Source organism: Halomonas flagellata, from assembly GCF_022487945.1.
Lineage (GTDB): Bacteria > Pseudomonadota > Gammaproteobacteria > Pseudomonadales > Halomonadaceae > Halomonas > Halomonas flagellata.
On sequence record NZ_JAKVPY010000034.1, the window covers coordinates 21752 to 28606 of the forward strand.

The following is a 6855-nucleotide window of genomic DNA, read 5'->3' on the forward strand; positions in this document are numbered from 1 at the left end:
CTCTCAGCCCGCCAGGGCCTCCTCGACCAACGAACGCGCCTCGGCCGCCATGGGCAGCCCCAGTGCCAGCTCGTGGGCCCGCGGTGACATCTTCTTCCAGGTCTTCTGCACGATGCGGATCAGGTGGTCATGCTCCACCTGCTTCGAGAAGTCGGCGAAGTAGTTCTCCAGGAACACCAGGCAGGCACAGTCCTCCACCGCCTGGGTGCCCGCGTCGCGCCCCAGGCCCTGCTTGCGGATCATCTGCGCCACCCGCTCGGCCTGCTCGGCCGCGTAGCCGGCCTCCTCCATCAGCCGCGCCGTGGTCTCGCCGGCCCGCTTGCCCTGGTCGCGTCGCCAGGTGAGATAGCCCACCCGGCCCTCGGGGTAGTCGCCGCGCGGCACCTGCCAGCGCTGCAGGTGCTGCGCCCGCACCGCCAGTTGCACCAGCTCGTCCGGGGCATCCACCAGCTGCTCGAGCCAGGCACTCATCCGCCGGCCATGCCACAGCTCCAGCGGCAGCGACTCGCCATCGACCTCGACACGGCGCGGGTCCTCCGCGTGCAGGGCATCGATGGCGGCGAGGGTCTTGTCGAAGGGGGTCTCGGGGGTCATGGCACGGTTCCTTGCGATGATGGGCCTTGGTCAGAGGGTAACAGGATCGGGGCGGCCCACGCCCGGGTGGCGGGAGCCTAACCGAAGAAGGCCAGGGTGCGGACCTCGATACTCTCGCGCGGCGGGGCGCCCGGCGGCGTGTTGGGGTCCTGGAAGGCGGTATGGGGGGTGAAGCGGGCACGGCCGTCGCGACGCGAGTCATACCCCTTGATCAGCAAGGCTTCGTCGCGGCGCATGTCGGGAAAATAGTACCAGCGTTGGTGCGGATGGTAGGCCAGGTGGTAGATCTCACCGAGGCGATCCGGGTAGACGAGATCGGTGGCCAGCAGGTCGCCGGGGTCGAGCGTCGAGGCGTCCAGCAAGGCCAGCGGCGAGCGCTTCACGGGCCCGCGTATCGGGCGCCACAGGTTGATCTGGGCCACCGGCACCGCTTCCAGCGCGGCGGCCTCGTCCCGCCCCAGCACGTCGCGGATACGCTCGGGCCCCGAGCGCTCGGTATAGTCATTGTGCACACGGCAGGCCGGGCCGCGAATATCGCGCTGCTCGGCGTCGCTGCGCCGGGTGTGATCGAAGATGACGACCCGGCTCGCGCCGGTCAGCTCCTTGATCAAGGCCTCGACCTCGGCATAGTAGGCGGTTTCGACCGTCGCATCGTCGTAGAGATCGTCGACCGCCGTCTCCCGCTGGTGAAGCTCGAACCCCTGCGTGTCCAGGGACAAGCCGTCCGCCAACGGACGGCCATTGTATAGCGTGACCTCGCGCGCCTCCTGCTCGGCAACATAGTGCGGCTCACTGTCACCGGTCAGCGCCTCGGTATGCACGTAGGGTTTCGCATCGCGCTTGACCAGATAGGTGAGTGTCGCGGTGACGCTGGCGGGCATGTCGGTCGTGCGCTGCATGTAATTGCCTCCCGGTCGGTTGGCCGCATCCGGTGTGATGTCACCGTGGCGGCGCGGTAGCTTGCCTGTCGGTTCCGTCCCTATCAGGTATATGGCTTCGAGCGGGCGCTTTCAAATGCGCCCGGAGGTGCATGGCCCCGACCCCGACCTGGATCAACACGGCGCCCCTAACGACCGGCTATGCTGGAAGTCTCTCCCTGCGCTGCCGTGCCTGACGACCGGAGTTCCCCGACATGGATGCCCCATCCGACGACCGCTACATCGAGAACCGCACCTTCGACGAGATCCAGGTGGGCGACCGGGCCCAGCTGGAGAAGCGCCTGACCCTGGACGACATCAAGCTGTTCGCGATCCTGTCCGGTGACGTCAATCCCTCCCATGTGGATGACGACTTCGCCCGCAGCACCCGCTTCCAGGAGGTGATCGCCCACGGCATGTGGGGCGGCGCCCTGATCTCCACGGTGCTCGGCACCCAGTTGCCCGGCCCCGGCACCCTCTACCTGGGCCAGACCCTGCAGTTCCGCGCCCCGGTCAACCTGGGCGACGTGCTCAGGGTCAGCGTGCGCGTCACCGCCAAGGACGAGGCACACCATCAGCTCACCCTGGACTGCCGCTGCGAGAACCAGAAGGGCAAGGTGGTGATCGAGGGCGAGGCGCGGGTGCTCGCCCCCACCGAGAAGATCCGCCGCCCGCGGGCCGTGCTGCCCACCGTGCGCCTGGCCGAACGCGGCCGCCTGCACGAGATCCTCTCCGCCGCCGACCACCCCGCCGCCATTCCCATGGCGGTGGTGCACCCGGTGGACGACGTCTCGCTCACCGGCGCCGTGGCCGCCGCCCGCCACGGGCTGATCGTGCCGATCCTGGTCGGCCCCGCGGCCAGGATCCGTGCCGCCGCCGACGCCGCCGAGCTCGATATCGACGACTACGAACTCATCGACACGCCCCACAGCCACGCCGCCGCCGAGCGCGCCGTGGCCCTGGTGCGCGAGGGGCGCGCCGAGGCATTGATGAAGGGCGCCCTGCACACCGACGAGCTGATGCACGAGGTGTTCAAGCGCGACAGCGGCCTGCGCACCGAGCGCTGCATCAGCCACGTGATGGCCTTCGACGTACCCACCTACCCGCGGCCGCTGTTCATCACCGACGCCGCTATCAACATCACGCCCGGCCTGGCCCACAAGCGCGACATCATCCAGAACGCCATCGAGCTGGCCCACGCCCTGGGCAATGACGACCCCAGGGTGGCGATTCTCGCCGCGGTGGAGACCATCAACCCGCGCATGCCCTCCACCCTGGACGCCGCCGCCCTGTGCAAGATGGCCGAGCGCGGCCAGATCCGCGGCGGCACCCTGGACGGCCCGCTGGCCTTCGACAACGCCATCTCCGAGGCCGCCGCCAAGGCCAAGGGCATCGACTCCCCGGTGGCCGGGCGCGCCGACATCCTGGTCGCCCCCGACCTGGAGGCCGCCAACATGCTGATGAAGCAGCTCACCTACCTGGCCGATGCCACCGGCGCCGGCCTGGTGATCGGCGCCCGGGTGCCCATCGTGCTCACCAGCCGCGCCGACGAGGCCATCACCCGCATGGCCTCCTGCGCCCTGGCCCTGCTGCTCGCCGACCACCAGAAACGCCAGGGCCTGCCTGGCAAGGCGGGAGGTCGGGATGAGTGACATCCTCACCCTCAACAGCGGCTCCTCGAGCCTCAAGTTCGCCCTCTACCCCCTGGACGACGCCCGCGACCTGGGCGCCCTCACCCCGCGCTACCGCGGCCAGTTCGCCGGGCTCGGCACCGCCACGCCGGGCTTCCAGCTGCACGATGCCCAGGGCCGGCCCCTGGACGCCGACCCCGGACCGCTGCCCGAGCGGCTCGACCACCGGGACGCCACCACCCGGCTGTTGGCGTGGATCGACGCCATGCCCGACCTCGAGCTCGCCGTGGTCGGCCACCGGGTGGTGCACGGCGGGCAGCGCTACCACCGCCCGGTGGTGCTCACCCCGGCGATCGTCGAGGAGCTCGAGGCGCTCAACTCCCTGGCCCCGCTGCACCAGCACTTCTGCCTGGCCCCGGTGGCGCGGCTCGCCGAGCGCCACCCCGAGCTGCCCCAGGTGGCCTGCTTCGACACCGCCTTCCACGCCACCCAGCCCGACGTGGCCCGCCACTTCGCCCTGCCCCGCGAGTTCACCGCCCGCGGGCTGATCCGCTACGGCTTCCACGGCCTCTCCTACGACTACCTCACCCAGGTCCTGCCGCAGCACCTCGGCGACGCCCCCCGCGCGCGGGTGATCGTCGCCCACCTGGGCAACGGCGCCAGCCTGTGCGCCATCCACGACGGCCGGAGCATCGCTTCCACCATGGGCTTCACCGCCATCGAGGGGCTGCCCATGGGCACCCGCAGCGGCAGCCTCGACCCCGGCCTGGTGCTGCACCTGATCCACGAGGAGGGCATGAGCGTCGAGGCGGTCGGCGACCTGCTCTACAAGCGCTCCGGCCTGCTCGGCGTCTCCGGCATCAGCAGCGACATGCGCGACCTGCTGGCCAGCCCCGCCCCCGAGGCCCGGGAGGCCATCGACCTCTACACCTACCGCGCCGTGCGCGAGATCGGCAGCCTGGCCGCCGCCCTGGGCGGCCTCGACCAACTCGTCTTCACCGCCGGCATTGGCGAACACGCCGCCCCGGTGCGCGAGGCCATCTGCCGCGGCTGTGAATGGCTCGGCCTGACCCTCGACGACGTCGCCAACCGCCGCCACGCCCGATGCATCAGCGCCGCCGGCAGCCGCGTCGGCGCCTGGGTCATTCCCACCGACGAGGAGCGGATGATCGCCTGGTACAGCGCGGGGGTGATAGCGGAGAAATAGCGTCTTGGGTCAAACAATCAGTGATGGGATAGCTGCCGTTCTCAACGGCAACTAACGACCCTTATGGAAAGCTTTCCATAAGGGTCGATATCTGCCGGTCGCAAGTCCCTTCCCACAGAAGTCCCACTGGCTGGAGCTCCGGTATGAATTTTCCGACCTGAGAGCACGCTACCGCCTGACAGAACCACATGAGGGACCGCCTCCTTGGTATAACGGGCTGCCAGGGTCGCAAGGTGGCGACACTGGCAGCCCCATCAAGACACATCCAGTAACACTCAGCCTACTAAAGATTGCTCAGATTTGCCCACTCGAATCTTGAGCTTTCTCATGCCTCACGGGTTGAAGTGCTCCTCTCCCTTAACCGGCCGCGACGACGTGGCCGTCGGCGTCGCGGGTGCAGGTGGCAGTTTCTATCCGCGCGGCCCGGGCGGGCCGCGACTCGACGACCCTCGGACGCCGACCAATATCGCCGAGTTTCTATCCGCGCGACCCGGGTGCGGCAGCCAACCTGCAGATGATCCGAGAGTTGTGCTGCGACATTTTCTGAGCTGCCTGTGCGGCAGCGAAGCTCGACTTGCACTGGGGCATAGCTCTCACCGATTTCTGAGCTGCCTATGCGGCAGCGAAGGCAATCGACAAGCGACCGCGCGCGTGCGGCCGTTTCTGAGCTGCCTATGCGGCAGCGAAGGGCGGGGCGCTGGTGCCGCTGTTCCGCGGCTGTTTCTGAGCTGCCTATGCGGCAGCGAAGTCGGCGGGGGTGGATTACACCGACTCGCTGGATTTCTGAGCTGCCTATGCGGCAGCGAAGGGCATTCGACGTGCTCGACCTGGCCGCCGATCTTTCTGAGCTGCCTATGCGGCAGCGAAGCAAAACGGTGTACACCCAAGCCGCCGAGTTCTTTTCTGAGCTGCCTATGCGGCAGCGAAGTCGATCTTGACCGGCGGCGACGCCCCGATGCTTTTCTGAGCTGCCTATGCGGCAGCGAAGCAGGGTGTTCCAGGACTGGGTGAGCACCGGCATTTCTGAGCTGCCTATGCGGCAGCGAAGATGTCGTTGCCGGTCTCGCCGGCCCACGCACATTTCTGAGCTGCCTATGCGGCAGCGAAGCACGGAGTTGAACGCCCCGCCCCACTGGTCGCTTTCTGAGCTGCCTATGCGGCAGCGAAGAGCCCACAACGGCGGGGGCTGCGGCCATGCTCATTTCTGAGCTGCCTATGCGGCAGCGAAGCTGCGTAAGCACGAGATGGTCCACATCATCATTTTCTGAGCTGCCTATGCGGCAGCGAAGGCGTTCTCATCGGCGACTTCGCTGATCTCCACTTTCTGAGCTGCCTATGCGGCAGCGAAGCTCTCCAGGTGGCCCTTGGCCTGGCCGAGGATTTTCTGAGCTGCCTATGCGGCAGCGAAGTCGTACTGCCGGTCGATCTCCTGGCGGTAGATTTTCTGAGCTGCCTATGCGGCAGCGAAGCAGCACGTCGAGCATGGCGCGGCGCTGGGCCATTTCTGAGCTGCCTATGCGGCAGCGAAGGCCGTAGTCGCCGCGCGCCGGGATCTTCTGCATTTCTGAGCTGCCTATGCGGCAGCGAAGCTGGCAGTGTGCGTAGGGTGGTCGTCCCTGGTTTTCTGAGCTGCCTATGCGGCAGCGAAGGACTACCAGAGTCCTAAGCCATTCGCCTACCATTTCTGAGCTGCCTATGCGGCAGCGAAGATGTGAGCGTCACGAAGACCCCCACATGCCCCATTTCTGAGCTGCCTATGCGGCAGCGAAGCTGCACCTGTCCGTTCGCTGGATAGGCCGACATTTCTGAGCTGCCTATGCGGCAGCGAAGAAGGGCGCCGCCCTGGGCATCGTCGGCCTGCTTTTCTGAGCTGCCTATGCGGCAGCGAAGGTGCCTGCGCCGCACCGGGATGCGCACCTGATTTTCTGAGCTGCCTATGCGGCAGCGAAGACCAGTTCACCGCCGCCAGTGGCGCCGCCACCTTTCTGAGCTGCCTATGCGGCAGCGAAGTGGCGCACGTCGGCGCCCTCGGTGCCGCAGGTTTTCTGAGCTGCCTATGCGGCAGCGAAGTGCCCGTTGCGACGCCTACGCCGATACCGTTTTTTCTGAGCTGCCTATGCGGCAGCGAAGCCCTTCAGCTTGGCGATCTCGGCCTCCAGCTCTTTCTGAGCTGCCTATGCGGCAGCGAAGGGCACCTTCGGCACCTCCAGCTTCATCATCGTTTTCTGAGCTACCTATGCGGCAGCGAAGTTGCCTACAAAGGCGGCATAATTGCCACGGATTTTCTGAGCTGCCTATGCGGCAGCGAAGGATCTCGGTCCCGCGCTGGGTGGCCATGGTCATTTCTGAGCTGCCTATGCGGCAGCGAAGCGCCTCCGCTATGCGACGTCAACTACTTTGACCGGTCAGCGACAATTAAAATGACCGGCTGGGTGGGATAGTTGTCGTCAGCCTGACGACGCGGTCTGTCCTCCCTGTAATTGACGCTGATAGGCGCGTTTCCGGT

4 protein-coding genes and 1 CRISPR repeat array are annotated in these 6855 nt (G+C 67.0%); of the genes, 2 read left to right on the plus strand and 2 right to left on the minus strand.

The genetic code is table 11. From position 1 onward, the window contains the following. Positions 1-3: 3 nt before the first annotated feature. Positions 4-594 carry a DUF4202 domain-containing protein gene (locus MKP05_RS19530; protein WP_240569837.1) on the minus strand — a complete coding sequence of 197 codons (591 nt, stop codon included), beginning with the start codon at positions 592-594 and terminating at the stop codon, positions 4-6. A gap of 77 nt (positions 595-671) precedes the next feature. Beyond that, positions 672-1493: a CmcJ/NvfI family oxidoreductase gene (locus tag MKP05_RS19535; protein WP_240569838.1), complete on the minus strand. Its 822-nt coding sequence runs from the start codon at positions 1491-1493 to the stop codon at positions 672-674. A gap of 233 nt (positions 1494-1726) precedes the next feature. Between MKP05_RS19535 and MKP05_RS19540 the strand changes: the two genes are divergently transcribed. Both MKP05_RS19540 and MKP05_RS19545 read left to right on the plus strand, forming a co-directional pair. Continuing rightward, on the plus strand, positions 1727-3163 hold the full coding sequence (locus MKP05_RS19540) for a bifunctional enoyl-CoA hydratase/phosphate acetyltransferase (RefSeq protein ID WP_240569839.1): 1437 nt from the start codon (positions 1727-1729) through the stop codon (positions 3161-3163). Continuing rightward, complete coding sequence (locus MKP05_RS19545; protein WP_240569840.1) at positions 3156-4349, plus strand: acetate/propionate family kinase; 1194 nt, start codon at positions 3156-3158, stop codon at positions 4347-4349. Before MKP05_RS19540 ends, MKP05_RS19545 begins: the two co-directional genes overlap by 8 nt. Before the next feature lie 540 nt (positions 4350-4889). After that, a CRISPR array of direct repeats spans positions 4890-6719; the repeat unit is 28 nt; unit sequence TTTCTGAGCTGCCTATGCGGCAGCGAAG. The last annotated feature ends 136 nt before the right edge of the window (positions 6720-6855 follow it).